27 protein-coding genes are annotated in these 17,049 nt (G+C 40.9%); all 27 read left to right on the top strand.

The genetic code is table 11. From position 1 onward, the window contains the following. Positions 1-10 precede the first annotated feature (10 nt). Positions 11-1,543, top strand: a complete 1,533-nt coding sequence (cls, locus tag JQ841_RS01310; protein ID WP_203179882.1) for a cardiolipin synthase — start codon at positions 11-13, stop codon at positions 1,541-1,543. Between the two features lie 254 nt (positions 1,544-1,797). Continuing rightward, positions 1,798-3,351 carry a damage-inducible protein CinA gene (locus JQ841_RS01305; RefSeq protein ID WP_203179881.1) on the top strand — a complete coding sequence of 518 codons (1,554 nt, stop codon included), beginning with the start codon at positions 1,798-1,800 and terminating at the stop codon, positions 3,349-3,351. Between the two features lie 119 nt (positions 3,352-3,470). Then, a complete protein-coding gene (gene nrdD / locus JQ841_RS01300) occupies positions 3,471-5,678 on the top strand; it encodes an anaerobic ribonucleoside-triphosphate reductase (RefSeq protein ID WP_203179880.1) in 2,208 nt (735 codons plus the stop codon). A gap of 11 nt (positions 5,679-5,689) precedes the next feature. Continuing rightward, entirely contained in the window at positions 5,690-5,830 is a 141-nt protein-coding gene (locus tag JQ841_RS01295) for a hypothetical protein (RefSeq protein WP_203179879.1), read from the top strand. A 43-nt stretch (positions 5,831-5,873) separates the two neighbouring features. Continuing rightward, complete coding sequence (locus JQ841_RS01290) at positions 5,874-6,380, top strand: GNAT family N-acetyltransferase (RefSeq protein ID WP_203179878.1); 507 nt, start codon at positions 5,874-5,876, stop codon at positions 6,378-6,380. Beyond that, the gene (gene nrdG, locus JQ841_RS01285; RefSeq protein WP_203179877.1) at positions 6,373-6,963 is read left to right on the top strand and encodes an anaerobic ribonucleoside-triphosphate reductase activating protein; all 591 of its coding nucleotides are present in this window, start codon (positions 6,373-6,375) and stop codon (positions 6,961-6,963) included. The genes JQ841_RS01290 and nrdG overlap by 8 nt, the downstream gene beginning before the upstream one ends. Before the next feature lie 253 nt (positions 6,964-7,216). Continuing rightward, a complete protein-coding gene (gene rpsJ / locus JQ841_RS01280) occupies positions 7,217-7,525 on the top strand; it encodes a 30S ribosomal protein S10 (RefSeq protein ID WP_001284513.1) in 309 nt (102 codons plus the stop codon). An 83-nt stretch (positions 7,526-7,608) separates the two neighbouring features. Then, the gene (gene rplC / locus JQ841_RS01275; protein ID WP_203179876.1) at positions 7,609-8,235 is read left to right on the top strand and encodes a 50S ribosomal protein L3; all 627 of its coding nucleotides are present in this window, start codon (positions 7,609-7,611) and stop codon (positions 8,233-8,235) included. Positions 8,236-8,259: 24 nt separating this feature from the next. Next, positions 8,260-8,883 carry a 50S ribosomal protein L4 gene (gene rplD, locus JQ841_RS01270; protein ID WP_000024549.1) on the top strand — a complete coding sequence of 208 codons (624 nt, stop codon included), beginning with the start codon at positions 8,260-8,262 and terminating at the stop codon, positions 8,881-8,883. Beyond that, a complete protein-coding gene (locus JQ841_RS01265; RefSeq protein WP_001055347.1) occupies positions 8,883-9,179 on the top strand; it encodes a 50S ribosomal protein L23 in 297 nt (98 codons plus the stop codon). The genes rplD and JQ841_RS01265 overlap by 1 nt, the downstream gene beginning before the upstream one ends. Positions 9,180-9,196: 17 nt before the next feature. Further along, on the top strand, positions 9,197-10,030 hold the full coding sequence (rplB, locus tag JQ841_RS01260; protein WP_000512910.1) for a 50S ribosomal protein L2: 834 nt from the start codon (positions 9,197-9,199) through the stop codon (positions 10,028-10,030). A 103-nt stretch (positions 10,031-10,133) separates the two neighbouring features. Beyond that, complete coding sequence (rpsS, locus tag JQ841_RS01255; RefSeq protein ID WP_000533766.1) at positions 10,134-10,415, top strand: 30S ribosomal protein S19; 282 nt, start codon at positions 10,134-10,136, stop codon at positions 10,413-10,415. Between the two features lie 11 nt (positions 10,416-10,426). After that, the gene (gene rplV, locus JQ841_RS01250) at positions 10,427-10,771 is read left to right on the top strand and encodes a 50S ribosomal protein L22 (RefSeq protein WP_000818137.1); all 345 of its coding nucleotides are present in this window, start codon (positions 10,427-10,429) and stop codon (positions 10,769-10,771) included. A gap of 12 nt (positions 10,772-10,783) precedes the next feature. Further along, positions 10,784-11,437: a 30S ribosomal protein S3 gene (gene rpsC / locus JQ841_RS01245; protein WP_000529936.1), complete on the top strand. Its 654-nt coding sequence runs from the start codon at positions 10,784-10,786 to the stop codon at positions 11,435-11,437. Positions 11,438-11,440: 3 nt separating this feature from the next. After that, on the top strand, positions 11,441-11,854 hold the full coding sequence (rplP, locus tag JQ841_RS01240) for a 50S ribosomal protein L16 (protein ID WP_000960946.1): 414 nt from the start codon (positions 11,441-11,443) through the stop codon (positions 11,852-11,854). Between the two features lie 9 nt (positions 11,855-11,863). Beyond that, the gene (gene rpmC / locus JQ841_RS01235; RefSeq protein WP_000772918.1) at positions 11,864-12,070 is read left to right on the top strand and encodes a 50S ribosomal protein L29; all 207 of its coding nucleotides are present in this window, start codon (positions 11,864-11,866) and stop codon (positions 12,068-12,070) included. A gap of 24 nt (positions 12,071-12,094) precedes the next feature. Continuing rightward, positions 12,095-12,355, top strand: coding sequence for a 30S ribosomal protein S17 (gene rpsQ / locus JQ841_RS01230; RefSeq protein WP_000440801.1), 261 nt, complete (start codon positions 12,095-12,097; stop codon positions 12,353-12,355). Between the two features lie 25 nt (positions 12,356-12,380). Next, complete coding sequence (gene rplN / locus JQ841_RS01225; protein WP_000616545.1) at positions 12,381-12,749, top strand: 50S ribosomal protein L14; 369 nt, start codon at positions 12,381-12,383, stop codon at positions 12,747-12,749. A 78-nt stretch (positions 12,750-12,827) separates the two neighbouring features. Next, complete coding sequence (gene rplX / locus JQ841_RS01220; protein ID WP_000497691.1) at positions 12,828-13,133, top strand: 50S ribosomal protein L24; 306 nt, start codon at positions 12,828-12,830, stop codon at positions 13,131-13,133. A gap of 23 nt (positions 13,134-13,156) precedes the next feature. Beyond that, on the top strand, positions 13,157-13,699 hold the full coding sequence (gene rplE / locus JQ841_RS01215) for a 50S ribosomal protein L5 (protein ID WP_000013542.1): 543 nt from the start codon (positions 13,157-13,159) through the stop codon (positions 13,697-13,699). Between the two features lie 17 nt (positions 13,700-13,716). Beyond that, positions 13,717-13,902 (top strand): type Z 30S ribosomal protein S14, encoded by a 186-nt coding sequence (locus JQ841_RS01210; protein ID WP_001085697.1) that lies wholly within the window; start codon positions 13,717-13,719, stop codon positions 13,900-13,902. A 284-nt stretch (positions 13,903-14,186) separates the two neighbouring features. Then, on the top strand, positions 14,187-14,585 hold the full coding sequence (gene rpsH / locus JQ841_RS01205) for a 30S ribosomal protein S8 (RefSeq protein WP_000245504.1): 399 nt from the start codon (positions 14,187-14,189) through the stop codon (positions 14,583-14,585). 192 nt (positions 14,586-14,777) lie between these two features. Next, the gene (gene rplF / locus JQ841_RS01200) at positions 14,778-15,314 is read left to right on the top strand and encodes a 50S ribosomal protein L6 (protein WP_000086626.1); all 537 of its coding nucleotides are present in this window, start codon (positions 14,778-14,780) and stop codon (positions 15,312-15,314) included. A gap of 83 nt (positions 15,315-15,397) precedes the next feature. After that, positions 15,398-15,754, top strand: coding sequence for a 50S ribosomal protein L18 (gene rplR / locus JQ841_RS01195; protein WP_000624044.1), 357 nt, complete (start codon positions 15,398-15,400; stop codon positions 15,752-15,754). A 17-nt stretch (positions 15,755-15,771) separates the two neighbouring features. Next, the gene (rpsE, locus tag JQ841_RS01190) at positions 15,772-16,266 is read left to right on the top strand and encodes a 30S ribosomal protein S5 (protein ID WP_000874202.1); all 495 of its coding nucleotides are present in this window, start codon (positions 15,772-15,774) and stop codon (positions 16,264-16,266) included. 13 nt (positions 16,267-16,279) lie between these two features. Next, positions 16,280-16,462, top strand: coding sequence for a 50S ribosomal protein L30 (rpmD, locus tag JQ841_RS01185; RefSeq protein WP_000057241.1), 183 nt, complete (start codon positions 16,280-16,282; stop codon positions 16,460-16,462). 144 nt (positions 16,463-16,606) lie between these two features. Beyond that, entirely contained in the window at positions 16,607-17,047 is a 441-nt protein-coding gene (gene rplO / locus JQ841_RS01180) for a 50S ribosomal protein L15 (protein ID WP_000766088.1), read from the top strand. The last annotated feature ends 2 nt before the right edge of the window (positions 17,048-17,049 follow it).

The raw sequence follows: 17,049 nt of genomic DNA, 5'->3' as shown, positions 1-17,049 counted from the left end.
AGGAGGGGATATGAAATATAGAAAATTTCAATTATTGATGTCCAAGTATGGCTTTAGTCTTTCGATTATGCTACTTGAACTTTGTCTTGTTTTTGGTTTCTTTCTCTATTTAGGGAGTATGGCCCCTATTCTATGGGTAATTGTCTTAATTTTTATGAGTATGGCGACTATTGTCGCAATTGTCAATCGTTCAATGGCGCCTGAAAGTAAAGTAATGTGGTTAGTGGTAACTTTTGTTCCTGTCATCGGCCCCTTGCTCTATCTGATGTTTGGTGAAAGGCGATTGTCCAAAAAAGAAATCAAGCAGTTGGACAAACTTGGTTCCATGCATTTTCGGGAGGATAACAGTAAAGCTCTCCGCCAGAAATTGAAGGAAGATGATAAGGCGGCTTACGGAGTTATCAAATCTTTGCTAAGTATGGATAGCAATGCCGATGTCTATGATCGAACAGATTCACAATTCTTTTCTTCGGGTGAAAGCATGTGGCAACATATGTTGGAAGACCTCAAGAAAGCTGAGAAATTTATATTTCTAGAGTACTATATTGTCGAAGAAGGTCTGATGTGGAATAGCATACTAGATATACTAGAGCAAAAGGCCGCTCAGGGTGTAGAGGTCAAGATGCTCTATGATGATATCGGCTGTATGGCGACTTTACCTGGAGACTATACTATTCAGCTTCGTAGTCGAGGAATTGAAGCCCATAAATTTAACAAGGTGGTTCCTCGCTTGACGGTGGCTTACAACAATCGTGACCATCGTAAAATTCTGGTCATAGATGGTCAGGTAGCTTATACAGGAGGTATTAACTTAGCTGATGAGTACATCAACCATGTAGAACGTTTTGGCTACTGGAAGGACAGTGGGATTCGCTTAGATGGCCCTGGTGTCAAGGCTCTCACCCGTCTCTTTTTGATGACTTGGTACATTAATCGTGGGGAAATCAGCGATTTTGACCAGTATCACTTGGAAAATCAGCCTTGTTCTGGCCAAGGGCTCTGCATTCCTTACGGTAGTGGACCCAAGCCCATCTTCCGTACTCAGGTAGGGAAAAAAGTTTATCAAAGTTTGATTAATCAGGCTACTGATTCAGTCTATATCACAACCCCCTATTTGATTATTGACTATGATTTAACAGAGAGTATTAAAAATGCAGCCATGAGGGGTGTTGATGTCCGCATCGTAACACCTTGCATTCCGGATAAAAAATTGATCCAACTCATCACAAGAGGGGCCTATTCGGATTTGTTGTCGGCGGGAGTAAGGATTTTTGAGTATAGTCCAGGCTTTATCCACAGTAAACAAATCCTAGTGGATAAGGACTTTGCTGCAGTTGGGACCATTAACTTAGATTATAGAAGTTTGCTTCACCACTATGAAAATGCAGTCTTGCTATATAAAACAGAATCAATCACAGAGATTCAGAAAGACTTTCAGGAGATTTTTTCGGTATCGCAAGAAATTTTCCCTCATACGATAAAAAATAGCTGGTATCAGAAATTAATTAAGGAAATTGCCCAGTTATTCGCCCCTATCTTATAAGAAATCTAGGACTGAGGATACAAACCAGTCCTATTTTTCTTGGCTTTTACGAATAAGAAGATGTAGGAGGGAAGATGCTAACTCAGAACGAATTAAACTATATCACGATATTTAAACAGACGCATTTACACAGATTTAGGGAAATTGAAACCTTTGTGAAACTATGCAAAAAATCACTCAAATAGCCATCGCAAGCTGACAATCCTAGGACTTTTTGATATACTAAGACAGATAAATTGAATAGGAGAAACGACATGGCTGTATATGGCAGAATCGAAGAAGTATCCGAAATGATACAGAGTAATGAAATTGAAAATGGATTGGATAGGAACTTTGAATCTCATGTAGAAAAAGAAGAGCAGGTAGCTTTCCCGTTTTTCAGACTCATCATTGGAAGTATGATTGCAACGGTTTTTTCTGTGGTGATACCTTTATTTTTAGATATGGTAAGTCCTTCTCAGGCTCAGGATCTGTATATTGGGTGGGCTTTACATCAGGGAGGACAGCTCTACAGTAGCTACTATGCTGGTCAAGGTCTACTTTATTATTTACTACTTTACATCACCCAAGGAGGCATCCTTTTTGCCTTGGTGGAATGGCTAGCCCTCTTAGTAGGAGGTTATTTCCTCTTTTCTTCAACCGACTATCTGACGGGACAAAGGGAGCAAGCCAAACAACTCCTAACCATATTTTATATTTTGGTATCCGGTCTTGGTTTTGGAGGAGGCTATGCTACTATCTTAGCTCTACCATTCCTGTTTGCAGGATTTTCGTTCATAGCAGCTTATCTATCAAATCCTAACCATGACAAGGGATTTCTACGTCTGGGGATCTTTTTGGGTCTATCATTTTTCATAGAGCCTCTTACAAGTCTTCTCTTTACTGTAGTAGTAACGATTGGTTTATTTGTCTTTAATGTTGGGCATGGTCGTTTTGTCCATGGAGTTTATCAGTTTTTTGCAGCAGCACTTGGCTTTTCTCTCATTTTTTACCCAGTAGGATATTATGTCCTTGCTTCAGGTGGTTTTGGAGAAGCTCTAGGAAGTCTTTTATATCCGATTGATTCCCTTCAGGTCTTTACCAATCCCCAACTAATGGATAATGTTGTATTCTATGGTTTGTTGACCTTTGGTTTAGGAGCTCTCGCCCTTGTTTTTCTAGGATTGTTCCAATCAAAGGCATCAAGATTATATGTTATTTCAGTACCAGCTAGTTTTGCTTTCATATTTGTATTAGCCTTGTTGCTTTTTTCTCAAGAACCTCTTCACGGTTCGCGTTTGATTCTAATCCTTCCATTTTTACTCCTTCTTTTGATGACCAGTATTCGTGGGAAGCATTCAGCTAGGGGAGCTCGTCGTCGGAGAAGAGAGGAAGTTCCTACTCTATGGAAAAAATTCATGAAGGGAAATCTCTACCTACCGATCCTAGTGGTAGTTTATCTGATTGCCATTCCTTTTGTGGCTCGTTTTGTCTTGCATCCAGCTTCTTATAGAGAACAACATCAAGTAGTAGACAGAGTCAAACAAGAGACGAGTGAGGGTGACCAAATCTATATTTGGGATTCACATGTTCAGATGTATACAGAAAGCCAGCGTTTGGCTGGATCCATGTTCCCATCACCTCTTCTTTACACGAGTACAGAAGAGAATAAAACTAGTTTAATCAATGACTTGAAAGAAAACCAACCTAAGGTGATTGTGGTAAACGACAAGGTGGCAGTCTGGTCTGAAGTGGAGACACTCTTAAAAGAAAATTACCAACCAGTAAAGACTGATTACTCAGAGTTTAAAGTCTATAAAATTAAATAACTAAATCAATATCTTGTGTATTTTTAAAAATTTTAGGATTTTTAACACAAGATATTGATTTTTCTTTTTAGAGTGGTATAATACTTTTTAGAAAGAACATTTTAGAAAAGAGCATGCATATGATTGCACTAGAAGAAAAAATTACAATTTTGCCAACTCTCTTCGTTGAAAAACGAGATGGGAGACGTGTTGTATTTGATGTGGACAAGATTGACAAGGCTCTCCACAAGGCGGCTGACAAGGTTATGGACGTGACACCCTTGGTTGAAAAACGCCTCAATGCTCTGACTGAGCGAATTGTCACAGAAATTCATAGTCGCTTTCCAGAGGGAGTTAAGATTTACGAAATCCAAAATATCGTAGAACATGAACTCCTTGAAGCAAAAGAATATGCCCTAGCTGAGGAGTATATTACTTATCGGACACAGAGGGATTTTGAGCGTTCAAAAGCGACGGATATCAACTTTAGCATCCATAAACTTCTCAACAAAGACCAGGCAGTTGTCAATGAAAATGCTAATAAAGACAGTGATGTCTTTAATACCCAGCGTGATTTGACAGCAGGGATTGTTGGGAAATCAATCGGACTGCAAATGCTACCTAAGCATGTAGCCAATGCCCACCAAAAAGGGGATATCCACTATCATGATTTGGACTACAGTCCCTATACACCTATGACCAACTGCTGTTTGATTGATTTCAAGGGGATGTTGGAAAATGGTTTTAAGATTGGAAATGCAGAGGTAGAAAGTCCCAAGTCTATCCAGACTGCGACAGCTCAGATTTCCCAAATCATCGCCAACGTTGCTTCTAGCCAGTACGGTGGCTGTTCAGCTGACCGTATTGATGAAGTTTTGGCGCCTTATGCAGAAAAGAACTATCAAAAACACCTCAAAGATGCGGAAGAATGGGTTTTGCCTGAAAAACGGGAAGATTATGCTTGGAAGAAAACGCAAAAGGACATCTATGATGCCATGCAGTCTCTCGAGTATGAAATCAACACTCTCTTCACTTCAAATGGACAAACACCTTTTACCTCGCTAGGTTTTGGTCTAGGAACCAATCGTTTTGAACGAGAAATTCAAAAGGCAATTTTAAACATTCGTATCAAGGGGCTTGGTTCAGAACACCGTACAGCCATCTTCCCTAAACTTATCTTCACGCTTAAAAGAGGACTCAACTTAGAGGAAGGAACTCCCAACTACGACATCAAACAGTTGGCTCTTGAGTGTGCAACCAAGCGGATGTATCCAGATGTTTTGTCTTACGATAAGATTATCGAACTGACAGGTTCCTTTAAGGTGCCTATGGGTTGCCGTTCTTTCCTACAAGGATGGAAGGATGAAAATGGTGTAGAAGTCAATTCAGGCCGTATGAACCTGGGTGTTGTGACGGTTAATCTGCCTCGTATTGCTCTTGAATCTGAAGGAGATATAAATAAGTTCTGGGAAATCTTCAACGAGCGTATGAATATCGCAGAAGATGCTTTGGTTTATCGTGTTGAACGGACCAAGGAAGCTACACCAGCTAATGCACCAATCCTCTACCAATACGGTGCTTTTGGACATCGTCTAAGTAAAGAAGAAAGTGTTGACCAGCTCTTTAAGAATCGTCGTGCGACAGTTTCGCTGGGCTATATCGGCTTGTATGAAGTAGCGACAGTTTTCTTTGGTAACAGCTGGGAAAGTAATCCAGATGCTAAGGAATTCACGCTAGACATTATTCGAGATATGAAACGCCGTGTAGAAGAGTGGTCTGACCAATATGGATATCATTTCTCTATCTACTCAACACCATCTGAAAGTCTGACAGATCGGTTCTGTAGACTAGATACAGAGAAATTTGGCTCTATTCCTGATATTACAGATAAGGAATACTACACCAACTCTTTCCACTATGATGTTCGTAAAAATCCAACACCGTTTGAAAAATTGGACTTTGAGAAAGTCTATCCAGAAGCAGGTGCGTCAGGTGGTTTCATCCATTATTGTGAGTATCCAGTCCTTCAGCAAAATCCTAAAGCCTTGGAAGCTGTCTGGGATTATGCTTATGACCGTGTGGGCTATCTTGGGACCAATACTCCAATAGACCGTTGCTACAAGTGTGATTTTGAAGGGGATTTTGAACCAACTGAGAGAGGATTTGCTTGTCCAAACTGTGGCAATAGCGACCCTAAAACAGTAGATGTGGTCAAACGAACTTGTGGCTATCTAGGTAATCCTCAAGCGCGTCCGATGGTTAATGGACGTCACAAGGAAATCGCTGCGCGTGTCAAACACATGAATGGTTCAACGATTAAAATAGCTGGCCATCAAGTAACAAATTAGAAAGAAATGAAATGGGAAAATATCAATTAGATGATAAAGGGCGCGCACAAGTGACCCGTTATCACGAGAAACACTCTAAAGGTGGAGCTAGTAAGAAAGAACGCTTGCTCAACTTCAGAGAACAATTTTTAAACAAGAATAAGAAAAAATAAAAGTGAGAGTCAACTCTCGCTTTTCTCATAGTGGGAGGTAAGGATGGAACTACGTAGACCAAGACTAGCAGATAAGAAGGCTGTTATAGATATGATGAAGGAATTTGAAAAATATCAGTCTCCTCACGACGGTGGTTTCTGGGATACAGAGAATTTTTCCTATGAAGACTGGTTGGAAACAAATATGCAAAAAGAGATGGAAATTAACTTGCCTGAAAATCGTGTTCCTTCTATTCAATTTGTATCATTTGATGATGTAGGTCGTGCTCTAGGATTTTTGAATCTGCGATTGAGACTGAATGAGGGACTGCTGAATTATGCAGGGAATATAGGCTATTCTATCCGACCATCTGAAAGAGGCAAAGGTTATGCTAAGGAAACTCTCCGTCAGGGCTTGCAAGTTGCTAAGGAAAAGAACATCAAGAAAGCTCTTGTTACCTGTAGCGTGAATAATCCTGCTAGTAGAGCAGTCATTCTAGCAAATGGTGGAATATTTGAGGATGCTCGTAATGGAGTCGAGCGTTATTGGATAGAGGTAGCGAATGAATAATCCAAAACCACAAGAATGGAAAAGCGAGGAACTTAGTCAAGGTCGTATCATTGACTACAAGGCCTTTAACTTTGTAGATGGAGAAGGCGTGCGTAACTCTCTCTATGTATCAGGCTGTATGTTTCACTGCGAGGGATGTTATAATGTTGCGACTTGGTCTTTTAATGCTGGTATTCCCTATACAGCAGAATTAGAAGAGCAGATTATGGCAGACCTTGCTCAACCTTATGTTCAAGGATTGACCTTGCTAGGAGGGGAGCCCTTCCTCAATACGGGGATTCTCCTGCCTCTCGTTAAACGCATTCGAAAGGAATTGCCAGAAAAAGATATCTGGTCCTGGACGGGCTACACTTGGGAAGAAATGATGCTGGAGACCCCAGATAAATTGGAACTCTTATCACTAATTGACATTCTCGTCGATGGGCGATATGATCGAACTAAGAGAAATCTCATGCTCCAATTTCGAGGTTCTTCCAATCAACGAATTATCGATGTTCAAAAATCGCTTCAAAGTGGGCAAGTAGTAATTTGGGATAAGCTTAATGACGGAAAAGAAATCTATGAACAGGTGAAGAGAGAGTAACTTTCTTCCATATAATATTTAAATAAATGACCTATCAAAAAAGAAAACATTTTCATGTTAAAAATTTTAAAAAACAGCAACAAATCCCTTGCAATCGCAGGGGCTTTGTGTTATTCTATTATGGTGCTGTAAATTACAGCCTTAGCTTTGATGCAAGAGGTTGCGACACGCTCGGTTGCATTGCCACGCAACACCGCGTCGGTTTTCTTGTGGAGCTAGCCTATTATCTTAAATAGACGAAAAGGAGAAAAAGATGGCAAACAAAAAAATCCGTATCCGTTTGAAAGCTTACGAACACCGTACGCTTGACACAGCGGCTGCAAAAATCGTAGAATCAGCTACTCGTACAGGTGCACAAGTTGCGGGTCCAATCCCACTTCCAACTGAACGTAGCCTCTACACAATCATTCGTGCGACTCACAAATACAAAGACTCTCGCGAACAATTTGAAATGCGTACACACAAACGTTTGATCGATATCGTTAACCCAACTCAAAAAACAGTTGATGCTTTGATGAAATTGGATCTTCCAAGTGGTGTAAACGTAGAAATCAAACTTTAATCTAAAGCTTGATATCTTGAGCATAAAAAACGCTCGTTAAAAACTTTTTGAATAAAAAAATATAGAAAAGGAACTATTTTCTCATGACAAAAGGAATCTTAGGGAAAAAAGTGGGAATGACTCAAATCTTCACTGAAGCTGGCGAATTGATCCCTGTAACAGTTATTGAAGCAACTCCAAACGTTGTTCTTCAAGTTAAAACTGTTGAAACAGATGGATACAACGCTATCCAAGTTGGTTTCGATGACAAACGCGAAGTATTGAGCAACAAACCTGCTAAAGGACATGTAGCAAAAGCTAACACGGCTCCTAAGCGCTTCATTCGTGAATTCAAAAACGTTGAAGGCTTGGAAGTTGGTGCTGAAATCACAGTTGAAACATTCACAGCTGGAGACGTTGTTGACGTAACTGGTACTTCTAAAGGTAAAGGTTTCCAAGGTGTTATCAAACGCCACGGACAATCACGTGGACCTATGGCTCACGGTTCTCGTTACCACCGTCGCCCAGGTTCTATGGGACCTGTTGCACCTAACCGCGTATTCAAGGGTAAAAACCTTGCAGGACGTATGGGTGGCGACCGTGTAACAATTCAAAACCTTGAAGTTGTACAAGTTGTTCCAGAAAAGAACGTTATCCTTATCAAAGGTAACGTACCAGGTGCTAAGAAATCTCTTATCACTATCAAGTCAGCAGTTAAAGCTGGTAAATAATAAGGAAAGGGGAATACAGTCAAAATGGCAAATGTAACATTATTCGACCAAACTGGTAAACAAGCTGGCGAAGTTGTTCTTAACGATGCAATCTTTGGTATCGAACCAAACCAATCTGTTGTGTTTGATGTGATCATCAGCCAACGTGCTAGCCTTCGTCAAGGAACTCACGCAGTTAAAAACCGCTCAGCTGTTTCAGGTGGCGGACGCAAACCATGGCGTCAAAAAGGAACTGGACGTGCTCGTCAAGGTTCTATCCGCTCTCCACAATGGCGTGGTGGTGGAATCGTCTTCGGACCAACTCCACGTAGCTATGCGTACAAACTTCCTCAAAAAGTTCGTCGCCTTGCACTTAAATCTGTTTACTCAGAAAAAGTTGCTGAAAATAAATTTGTAGCCGTTGATTCTCTTGAATTTACAGCTCCAAAAACTGCTGAATTTGCAAAAGTTCTTGCAGCTTTGAGCATCGATTCTAAAGTCCTTGTTATTCTTGAAGAAGGAAACGAATTCGCAGCTCTTTCAGCTCGTAACCTTCCAAACGTGAAAGTTGCGACTGCTACAACTGCAAGTGTTCTTGACATCGCAAATAGTGACAAACTTCTTGTTACTCAAGCAGCTATCTCTAAAATCGAGGAGGTTCTTGCATAATGAATTTGTATGATGTTATCAAAAAACCTGTAATCACTGAAAGCTCAATGGCTCAACTTGAAGCAGGAAAATATGTATTTGAAGTTGACACTCGTGCACACAAACTTTTGATCAAGCAAGCTGTTGAAGCTGCTTTCGAAGGTGTTAAAGTTGCTAATGTTAACACAATCAACGTAAAACCAAAAGCTAAACGTGTTGGACGTTACACTGGTTTTACTAACAAAACTAAAAAAGCTATCATCACACTTACAGCTGATTCTAAAGCAATCGAGTTGTTTGCTGCTGAAGCTGAATAATCTAAGGAGGAAATATCGTGGGAATTCGTGTTTATAAACCAACAACAAACGGTCGCCGTAATATGACTTCTTTGGATTTCGCTGAAATCACAACAAGCACTCCTGAAAAATCATTGCTTGTTGCATTGAAGAGCAAGGCTGGTCGTAACAACAACGGTCGTATCACAGTTCGTCACCAAGGTGGTGGACACAAACGTTTCTACCGTTTGGTTGACTTCAAACGTAACAAAGACAACGTTGAAGCAGTTGTTAAAACAATCGAGTACGATCCAAATCGTTCTGCAAACATCGCTCTTGTACACTACACTGACGGTGTGAAAGCATACATCATCGCTCCAAAAGGTCTTGAAGTTGGTCAACGTATCGTTTCAGGTCCAGAAGCAGATATCAAAGTCGGAAACGCTCTTCCACTTGCTAACATCCCAGTTGGTACTTTGATCCACAACATCGAGTTGAAACCAGGTCGTGGTGGTGAATTGGTACGTGCTGCTGGTGCATCTGCTCAAGTATTGGGTCAAGAAGGTAAATACGTTCTTGTTCGTCTTCAATCAGGTGAAGTTCGTATGATTCTTGGAACTTGTCGTGCTACAGTTGGTGTTGTCGGAAACGAACAACACGGACTTGTAAACCTTGGTAAAGCAGGACGTAGCCGTTGGAAAGGTATCCGCCCAACAGTTCGTGGTTCTGTAATGAACCCTAACGATCACCCACACGGTGGTGGTGAAGGTAAAGCACCAGTTGGTCGTAAAGCACCATCTACTCCATGGGGCAAACCTGCTCTTGGCCTTAAAACTCGTAACAAGAAAGCGAAATCTGACAAACTTATCGTTCGTCGTCGCAACGAGAAATAATATTAAACTAGTCGCTTAAGTAACTAGTAAATCCGCCAGCTCGGTAGCGCTCCATAGGAGCGCAAGCCGCTGTGGTACAACATTTAAAGGAGAAAATATAAAAATGGGACGCAGTCTTAAAAAAGGACCTTTCGTCGATGAGCATTTGATGAAAAAAGTTGAAGCTCAAGCTAACGACGAAAAGAAAAAAGTTATTAAAACTTGGTCACGTCGTTCAACGATCTTCCCAAGTTTCATTGGTTACACTATTGCAGTTTATGACGGACGTAAACACGTACCTGTTTACATTCAAGAAGACATGGTAGGTCACAAACTTGGTGAATTTGCACCAACTCGTACTTACAAAGGTCACGCTGCAGACGACAAGAAAACACGTAGAAAATAAGGAGAACATAAATGGCAGAAATTACTTCAGCTAAAGCAATGGCTCGTACAGTACGTGTTTCACCTCGTAAATCACGTCTTGTTCTTGATAACATCCGTGGTAAAAGCGTAGCCGATGCAATCGCAATCTTGACATTCACTCCAAACAAAGCTGCTGAAATCATCTTGAAAGTTTTGAACTCAGCTGTAGCTAACGCTGAAAACAACTTTGGTTTGGATAAAGCTAACTTGGTAGTATCTGAAGCATTCGCAAACGAAGGACCAACTATGAAACGTTTCCGTCCACGTGCGAAAGGTTCAGCTTCACCAATCAACAAACGTACAGCTCACATCACTGTAGCTGTTGCAGAAAAATAAGGAGGTAAAATCGTGGGTCAAAAAGTACATCCAATTGGTATGCGTGTCGGCATCATCCGTGATTGGGATGCCAAATGGTATGCTGAAAAAGAATACGCGGATTACCTTCATGAAGATCTTGCAATCCGTAAATTCGTTCAAAAAGAACTTGCTGACGCAGCAGTTTCAACTATTGAAATCGAACGCGCAGTAAACAAAGTTAACGTTTCACTTCACACTGCTAAACCAGGTATGGTTATCGGTAAAGGTGGTGCTAACGTTGATGCACTCCGTGCAAAACTTAACAAATTGACTGGAAAACAAGTACACATCAACATCATCGAAATCAAACAACCTGATTTGGATGCTCACCTTGTAGGTGAAGGTATTGCTCGTCAATTGGAGCAACGTGTTGCTTTCCGTCGTGCACAAAAACAAGCAATCCAACGTGCAATGCGTGCTGGAGCTAAAGGAATCAAAACTCAAGTATCAGGTCGTTTGAACGGTGCAGATATCGCCCGTGCTGAAGGATACTCTGAAGGAACTGTTCCGCTTCACACACTTCGTGCAGATATCGATTACGCTTGGGAAGAAGCAGATACTACATACGGTAAACTTGGTGTTAAAGTATGGATCTACCGTGGTGAAGTTCTTCCAGCTCGCAAAAACACTAAAGGAGGTAAATAACCAATGTTAGTACCTAAACGTGTTAAACACCGTCGTGAATTCCGTGGAAAAATGCGCGGTGAAGCAAAAGGTGGAAAAGAAGTAGCATTCGGTGAATACGGTCTTCAAGCTACAACTAGCCACTGGATCACTAACCGCCAAATCGAAGCTGCTCGTATCGCCATGACTCGTTACATGAAACGTGGTGGTAAAGTTTGGATTAAAATCTTCCCACACAAATCATACACTGCTAAAGCTATCGGTGTGCGTATGGGATCTGGTAAAGGGGCACCTGAAGGTTGGGTAGCACCAGTTAAACGTGGTAAAGTGATGTTCGAAATCGCTGGTGTATCTGAAGAGATCGCTCGCGAAGCGCTTCGTCTTGCTAGCCACAAATTGCCAGTTAAATGTAAATTCGTAAAACGTGAAGCAGAATAAGGAGAAGGCATGAAACTTAATGAAGTAAAAGAATTTGTTAAAGAACTTCGTGGTCTTTCTCAAGAAGAACTCGCGAAGCGCGAAAACGAATTGAAAAAAGAATTGTTTGAACTTCGTTTCCAAGCTGCTACTGGTCAATTGGAACAAACAGCTCGCTTGAAAGAAGTTAAAAAACAAATCGCTCGTATCAAAACAGTTCAATCTGAAGCGAAATAATAGACTAGGGAAGGAGAAATTTCAATGGAACGCAATAATCGTAAAGTTCTTGTTGGACGTGTTGTATCTGACAAAATGGACAAGACAATCACAGTTGTAGTTGAAACAAAACGTAACCACCCAGTCTATGGTAAACGTATTAACTACTCTAAAAAATACAAAGCTCATGATGAAAACAATGTTGCCAAAGAAGGCGATATCGTACGTATCATGGAAACTCGCCCGCTTTCAGCTACAAAACGTTTCCGTCTTGTAGAAGTTGTTGAAGAAGCGGTCATCATCTAATCAAACCTGAAAGGAGAAAACTGAAATGATTCAAACAGAAACTCGTTTGAAAGTCGCAGACAACAGCGGTGCTCGCGAAATCTTGACTATCAAAGTTCTTGGTGGTTCAGGACGTAAATTTGCAAACATCGGTGATGTTATCGTGGCATCTGTAAAACAAGCTACTCCTGGTGGTGCGGTTAAAAAAGGTGACGTTGTTAAAGCAGTTATCGTTCGTACTAAATCAGGTGCTCGTCGTGCTGATGGTTCATACATCAAATTTGACGAAAACGCAGCAGTTATCATCCGTGAAGACAAAACTCCTCGCGGAACACGTATCTTTGGCCCAGTTGCACGTGAATTGCGTGAAGGTGGCTTCATGAAGATCGTGTCACTTGCTCCAGAAGTACTTTAATTTTTAGAAACAAACTAGTCCCCTGGATTTACCTCCAGGGTGCCCTTATGGGCGTAAGAAAAATCAAGGAGAAACCTAATGTTTGTAAAAAAAGGCGACAAAGTTCGCGTAATCGCTGGTAAAGATAAGGGAACAGAAGCTGTTGTCCTTACTGCCCTTCCAAAAGTAAACAAAGTTATCGTTGAAGGTGTTAACATCGTTAAGAAACACCAACGTCCAACTAACGAGCTTCCTCAAGGTGGTATCATCGAGAAAGAAGCAGCTATCCACGTATCAAACGTTCAAGTATTGGACAAAAATGGTGTAGCTGGTCGTGTTGGTTACAAATTTGTAGACGGTAAAAAAGTTCGCTACAACAAAAAATCAGGCGAAGTGCTTGATTAATCACGAAGGAAAGGAGAAGTATAATGGCAAATCGTTTAAAAGAAAAATATCTTAATGAAGTAGTTCCTGCTTTGACAGAACAATTCAACTACTCATCAGTGATGGCTGTGCCTAAAGTAGATAAGATCGTTTTGAACATGGGTGTTGGTGAAGCTGTATCAAACGCTAAAAGCCTTGAAAAAGCTGCTGAAGAATTGGCACTTATCTCAGGTCAAAAACCACTTATCACTAAAGCTAAAAAATCAATCGCCGGCTTCCGTCTTCGTGAAGGTGTTGCGATCGGTGCAAAAGTTACCCTTCGTGGTGAACGTATGTACGAATTCTTGGATAAATTGGTTTCAGTTTCACTTCCACGTGTACGTGACTTCCACGGTGTTCCAACAAAATCATTTGATGGACGCGGAAACTACACACTTGGTGTGAAAGAACAATTGATCTTCCCAGAAATCAACTTCGATGACGTTGACAAAACTCGTGGTCTTGACATCGTTATCGTAACAACTGCTAACACTGACGAAGAGTCACGTGCATTGCTTACAGGCCTTGGAATGCCTTTTGCAAAATAATATAGGAGGTAAATCTAATGGCTAAAAAATCAATGATTGCTAAGAACAAACGTCCAGCGAAGTTCTCTACTCAAGCTTATACTCGTTGTGAAAAATGTGGTCGTCCACATTCAGTTTACCGCAAATTTAAACTTTGCCGTGTTTGCTTCCGTGAATTAGCTTACAAAGGACAAATTCCTGGTGTAACAAAAGCATCTTGGTAATTTAAGATATCAAGGGCGTCAAAACTCTAAGTGAAAATAGGAAACTTGACGAAGAAACTGAAGTTTCTAGGAAAGTTTATCTTTTTCACACAGAGTTTAGCCCGGGTTCAGTTGGGCTTGCCAATTTGAACTCGAGCTACAGCTTTGGCAAAAAAGACCAATTTTCTTTGGAGCATCGCTCCTGCATCAAATTGCCTATTTTTGCTCTTGCTGTTACGCTCTTTGTATCATGTATTAACTAGCAAGTGCAACTTGCAAACTACTAGTAAGAGGAGAAAAACAAAATGGTTATGACTGACCCAATCGCAGACTTCCTAACTCGTATTCGTAACGCTAACCAAGCGAAACACGAAGTACTTGAAGTACCTGCATCAAACATCAAAAAAGGGATTGCTGAAATCCTTAAACGCGAAGGTTTTGTAAAAAACGTTGAAATCATCGAAGATGACAAACAAGGCATCATCCGTGTATTCCTTAAATACGGACCAAACGGTGAAAAAGTTATCACTAACTTGAAACGTGTTTCTAAACCAGGACTTCGTGTCTACAAAAAACGTGAAGATCTTCCAAAAGTTCTTAACGGACTTGGAATTGCTATCCTTTCAACTTCTGAAGGTTTGCTTACTGATAAAGAAGCACGCCAAAAGAATGTTGGTGGAGAAGTTATCGCTTACGTTTGGTAAAATCAAGATACAAAGCTCGTAAAGAACAAAGCAAAATTAGGAAGTTGGAGAAGTTTGTTTACAAACAAGCCAACTTATCTATTTTGCACAGTTCTTAGAGCGTGTTCAATTTAGCTATTGAACTCAATAAGTATCTTTAACCCCGTGAAAACTGGCCGTTCTGGCCTGACAATTTAACAGGAGAAAATAAACATGTCACGTATTGGTAATAAAGTTATCGTGTTGCCTGCTGGTGTTGAAATCACTAACAATGACAACGTTGTAACTGTAAAAGGACCTAAAGGAGAACTTACTCGTGAGTTCTCAAAAGATATTGAAATCCGTGTGGAAGGTACTGAAGTAACTCTTCACCGTCCAAACGATTCAAAAGAAATGAAAACTATCCACGGAACTACTCGTGCCCTTTTGAACAACATGGTTGTTGGTGTATCAGAAGGATTCAAGAAAGAACTTGAAATGCGCGGGGTTGGTTACCGTGCACAACTTCAAGGATCTAAACTTGTTTTGGCTGTTGGTAAATCTCATCCAGACGAAGTTGAAGCTCCAGAAGGAATTACTTTTGAACTTCCAAACCCAACAACAATTGTTGTTAGCGGAATTTCAAAAGAAGTAGTTGGTCAAACAGCTGCTTACGTACGTAGCCTTCGTTCACCAGAACCATATAAAGGTAAAGGTATCCGTTACGTTGGTGAATTCGTTCGCCGTAAAGAAGGTAAAACAGGTAAATAATGTTGAGTGGTTGATTATCAACCACCAACCTATTTTCCAACTTTGTGCATAGCACACGATTTAAAACTAAAGAGGTGAAAACTGTGATTTCAAAACCAGATAAAAACAAACTCCGCCAAAAACGCCACCGTCGCGTTCGCGGAAAACTCTCTGGAACTGCTGATCGCCCACGTTTGAACGTATTCCGTTCTAATACAGGCATCTACGCTCAAGTGATTGATGACGTAGCGGGTGTAACGCTCGCAAGTGCTTCAACTCTTGACAAAGAAGTTTCAAAAGGAACTAAAACTGAACAAGCCGTTGCTGTCGGTAAACTCGTTGCAGAACGTGCAAACGCTAAAGGTATTTCAGAAGTGGTGTTCGACCGCGGTGGATATCTATATCACGGACGTGTGAAAGCTTTGGCTGATGCAGCTCGTGAAAACGGATTGAAATTCTAATAGGAGGACACTAGAAAATGGCATTTAAAGACAATGCAGTTGAATTAGAAGAACGCGTAGTTGCTGTCAACCGTGTTACAAAAGTTGTTAAAGGTGGACGTCGTCTTCGTTTCGCAGCTCTTGTTGTTGTTGGTGACCACAACGGTCGCGTAGGATTTGGTACTGGTAAAGCTCAAGAAGTTCCAGAAGCAATCCGTAAAGCAGTAGATGATGCTAAGAAAAACTTGATCGAAGTTCCTATGGTTGGAACAACAATCCCACACGAAGTTCTTTCAGAATTCGGTGGAGCTAAAGTATTGTTGAAACCTGCTGTAGAAGGTTCTGGAGTTGCTGCTGGTGGTGCAGTTCGTGCCGTTGTGGAATTGGCAGGTGTGGCAGATATTACATCTAAATCACTTGGTTCTAACACTCCAATCAACATTGTTCGTGCAACTGTTGAAGGTTTGAAACAATTGAAACGCGCTGAAGAAGTTGCTGCCCTTCGTGGTATTTCAGTTTCTGATTTGGCATAAGAAAGGGGATAAAATGGCTCAAATTAAAATTACTTTGACTAAGTCTCCAATCGGACGCATTCCATCACAACGTAAAACTGTTGTAGCACTTGGACTTGGCAAATTGAACAGTTCTGTTATTAAAGAAGATAACGCTGCTATCCGTGGTATGATCACAGCAGTATCTCACTTGGTAACAGTTGAAGAAGTAAACTAATGAATTTTTAGGGGATGTGGACTATACCATCCCCTAAAACTAGATATAGTCATCTATGATGACGTCGTATAGGCGAGTTGATGGGGGAGACAACCTTTTCTCCCTTATCGGCGCTAGCATTTTACAAAAGAGGAGAAAATAAAAATGAAACTTCATGAATTGAAACCTGCAGAAGGTTCTCGTAAAGTACGTAACCGCGTTGGTCGTGGTACTTCATCAGGTAACGGTAAAACATCTGGTCGTGGTCAAAAAGGTCAAAAAGCTCGTAGCGGTGGCGGAGTTCGCCTTGGTTTTGAAGGTGGACAAACTCCATTGTTCCGTCGTCTTCCAAAACGTGGATTCACAAACATCAACGCTAAAGAATACGCAATTGTGAACCTTGACCAATTGAACGTCTTTGAAGATGGTGCTGAAGTTACTCCAGTTGTTCTTATCGAAGCAGGAATTGTTAAAGCTGAAAAATCAGGTATTAAAGTTCTTGGTAACGGTGAGTTGACTAAGAAATTGACTGTGAAAGCAGCTAAATTCTCTAAATCAGCTGAAGAAGCTATCACTGCTAAAGGTGGTTCAGTAGAAGTCATCTAAGA

This window comes from Streptococcus mitis (genome assembly GCF_905187535.1).
Classification (GTDB): Bacteria; Bacillota; Bacilli; order Lactobacillales; family Streptococcaceae; genus Streptococcus; species Streptococcus mitis_BS.
The sequence above is the reverse complement of the archived record's forward strand: the minus strand, read 5'-3'. Positions and strand labels throughout refer to the sequence as shown.

Bases quoted from the DNA above. Each gene is read 5' to 3' on its own strand.
- cls (WP_203179882.1), top strand. From the start codon at position 11: ATGAAATATAGAAAATTTCAATTATTGATGTCCAAGTATGGCTTTAGT.
- JQ841_RS01305 (WP_203179881.1), top strand. From the start codon at position 1,798: ATGGCTGTATATGGCAGAATCGAAGAAGTATCCGAAATGATACAGAGT.
- nrdD (WP_203179880.1), top strand. From the start codon at position 3,471: ATGATTGCACTAGAAGAAAAAATTACAATTTTGCCAACTCTCTTCGTT.
- JQ841_RS01295 (WP_203179879.1), top strand. From the start codon at position 5,690: ATGGGAAAATATCAATTAGATGATAAAGGGCGCGCACAAGTGACCCGT.
- JQ841_RS01290 (WP_203179878.1), top strand. From the start codon at position 5,874: ATGGAACTACGTAGACCAAGACTAGCAGATAAGAAGGCTGTTATAGAT.
- nrdG (WP_203179877.1), top strand. From the start codon at position 6,373: ATGAATAATCCAAAACCACAAGAATGGAAAAGCGAGGAACTTAGTCAA.
- rpsJ (WP_001284513.1), top strand. From the start codon at position 7,217: ATGGCAAACAAAAAAATCCGTATCCGTTTGAAAGCTTACGAACACCGT.
- rplC (WP_203179876.1), top strand. From the start codon at position 7,609: ATGACAAAAGGAATCTTAGGGAAAAAAGTGGGAATGACTCAAATCTTC.
- rplD (WP_000024549.1), top strand. From the start codon at position 8,260: ATGGCAAATGTAACATTATTCGACCAAACTGGTAAACAAGCTGGCGAA.
- JQ841_RS01265 (WP_001055347.1), top strand. From the start codon at position 8,883: ATGAATTTGTATGATGTTATCAAAAAACCTGTAATCACTGAAAGCTCA.
- rpsS (WP_000533766.1), top strand. From the start codon at position 10,134: ATGGGACGCAGTCTTAAAAAAGGACCTTTCGTCGATGAGCATTTGATG.
- rplV (WP_000818137.1), top strand. From the start codon at position 10,427: ATGGCAGAAATTACTTCAGCTAAAGCAATGGCTCGTACAGTACGTGTT.
- rplP (WP_000960946.1), top strand. From the start codon at position 11,441: ATGTTAGTACCTAAACGTGTTAAACACCGTCGTGAATTCCGTGGAAAA.
- rpmC (WP_000772918.1), top strand. From the start codon at position 11,864: ATGAAACTTAATGAAGTAAAAGAATTTGTTAAAGAACTTCGTGGTCTT.
- rpsQ (WP_000440801.1), top strand. From the start codon at position 12,095: ATGGAACGCAATAATCGTAAAGTTCTTGTTGGACGTGTTGTATCTGAC.
- rplN (WP_000616545.1), top strand. From the start codon at position 12,381: ATGATTCAAACAGAAACTCGTTTGAAAGTCGCAGACAACAGCGGTGCT.
- rplX (WP_000497691.1), top strand. From the start codon at position 12,828: ATGTTTGTAAAAAAAGGCGACAAAGTTCGCGTAATCGCTGGTAAAGAT.
- rplE (WP_000013542.1), top strand. From the start codon at position 13,157: ATGGCAAATCGTTTAAAAGAAAAATATCTTAATGAAGTAGTTCCTGCT.
- JQ841_RS01210 (WP_001085697.1), top strand. From the start codon at position 13,717: ATGGCTAAAAAATCAATGATTGCTAAGAACAAACGTCCAGCGAAGTTC.
- rpsH (WP_000245504.1), top strand. From the start codon at position 14,187: ATGGTTATGACTGACCCAATCGCAGACTTCCTAACTCGTATTCGTAAC.
- rplF (WP_000086626.1), top strand. From the start codon at position 14,778: ATGTCACGTATTGGTAATAAAGTTATCGTGTTGCCTGCTGGTGTTGAA.
- rpsE (WP_000874202.1), top strand. From the start codon at position 15,772: ATGGCATTTAAAGACAATGCAGTTGAATTAGAAGAACGCGTAGTTGCT.
- rpmD (WP_000057241.1), top strand. From the start codon at position 16,280: ATGGCTCAAATTAAAATTACTTTGACTAAGTCTCCAATCGGACGCATT.
- rplO (WP_000766088.1), top strand. From the start codon at position 16,607: ATGAAACTTCATGAATTGAAACCTGCAGAAGGTTCTCGTAAAGTACGT.